General features: G+C 74.4%; 1 protein-coding gene. It reads right to left on the bottom strand.

What is annotated here, in order from left to right:
- Positions 1 to 93: 93 nt before the first annotated feature.
- Positions 94 to 1,293: a phosphoserine phosphatase SerB gene (gene serB, locus ACWGIU_RS37225; RefSeq protein WP_453712487.1), complete on the bottom strand. Its 1,200-nt coding sequence runs from the start codon at positions 1,291 to 1,293 to the stop codon at positions 94 to 96.
- Positions 1,294 to 1,719: the final 426 nt, after the last annotated feature.

Genomic DNA, 1,719 nt, shown 5'->3' with positions numbered 1-1,719 from the left:
CCGGCCGTCCCGGTACATCGGCGGGCCGGCCCCGGACACCGACGGGCCCCGGCAGCCGCATCGGCTGCCGGGGCCCGTTCGCGCGGGGCGGGGTCAGACGAGGTCGGCGGCCTCGATCTCCTCGCGGGTGATCCCGAGCAGGTACAGCACCGCGTCGAGGAAGGGCACGTTCACCGCGGTGTGCGCGGCCTCGCGGACCACCGGCTTGGCGTTGAAGGCCACGCCCAGCCCGGCCGCGTTCAGCATGTCCAGGTCGTTGGCGCCGTCGCCGATGGCCACCGTCTGGGACAGCGGCACGTCGGCCTCTGCGGCGAAGCGGCGCAGCAGCCGGGCCTTGCCCGCCCGGTCCACGATCTCGCCGGTGACCTTGCCCGTCAGCTTCCCGTCGACGATCTCCAGCGTGTTGGCGGAGGCGAAGTCCAGCCCCAGCCGCTCCCGCAGATCGTCCGTCACCTGCGTGAAGCCGCCGGAGACCACGCCCACCTGGTAGCCGAGCCGCTTGAGTGTGCGGATCAGGGTCCGCGCGCCCGGGGTCAGCTGCACCTCGGCGCGGACCTTGTCCACGACCGACGCGTCCAGGCCCGCGAGCAGCGCCACCCGGGCGTGCAGCGACTGCTCGAAGTCCAGCTCACCGCGCATGGCCCGCTCGGTGACCTCGGCGACCTCGGCCTCGCACCCGGCGTGCGCGGCGAACAGCTCGATGACCTCGTCCTGGATGAGGGTCGAGTCCACGTCCATGACCACCAGGCGCTGCGCCCGGCGGTGCAATCCGGCCGATACCACGGCCACGTCCACGCCGATGTGCGCGGAGGCGGTGGCCAGGGCGGTGCGCAGCGGCTCGGTCTCCACACCGGAGACGGCGAACTCCACCGCCGTCACCGGGTACTTGGCGAGCCGGAAGATACGGTCGATGTTGCCGCCGGTCGCGGTGATCCGGGCGGCGATGGCGGCCGTGGACTCGGCGGTGAGCGGGTGCCCGAGCACGGTGACATGCGAGCGGCCGCTGCCGCGCGGCCGGTTGTCACCCGTACCGGAGAGGATCTCGGCCTGCATCTTGAGGGATTCGGCCCAGCTGTGGACGGTGGCCCGCAGGTCGCCCTCGGCTCCGCCGGCGGGCTTGGTGACGAGGGCGCACAGGACGATGCGGCCACGGGTGACGACCTGCTCGATGTCGACGACGTCGACGGAGTAGGCGGCGAGGGTGTCGAACAGCCCGGCGGTGATCCCGGGACGGTCCTTGCCGAAGATCTTGACGAGGAGGGTGGGGACGTCGGAGGTCTGCGATGCGCTCATGGTGCCCTCACCGTATCTTCCCGGCCCGGCCCCCAGGACCCCCGTCCCACGTCTTGAACGCTCGCGCCGGGCGGCGGCACCTTCCTCCCCTGCGGCGTTCGAGGGACCGGGTGCGGTGCGGAGCCCCGCGAAACGTCGGAAGGGCGGGCGCGGTAGACGGCTCGGCACGGGGCGGCGCCGCCTCACCGCGCCGGCGCCGGCGGGTTCGGAGGCTTCGGCGGAGGCGGCGGGCCTTCCGGCGGGGGAGGCGGACGAAAGGGTTCCCGGCGGGGCGGGCGTGGCGGCCCGGGCGGCCTGGGCGACCCGGGCGGCCTGGGCGACCAGGGTGGGATGCCGGTCACGGTCACGTCCCAGGAGCCGTCCGCCTCCCCGCCCCCCGCGGGACCGCGCTGGGGCGGGCCGTACGGTACGGCCCCGGGGTACGGG

Source organism: Streptomyces sp. NPDC054840 (genome assembly GCF_053611065.1).
The sequence above is the reverse complement of the archived record's forward strand: the minus strand, read 5'-3'. Positions and strand labels throughout refer to the sequence as shown.

Excerpts from the sequence above, each read along its gene's own strand:
- serB (WP_453712487.1), bottom strand. The coding sequence starts at position 1,293 with ATGAGCGCATCGCAGACCTCCGACGTCCCCACCCTCCTCGTCAAGATC.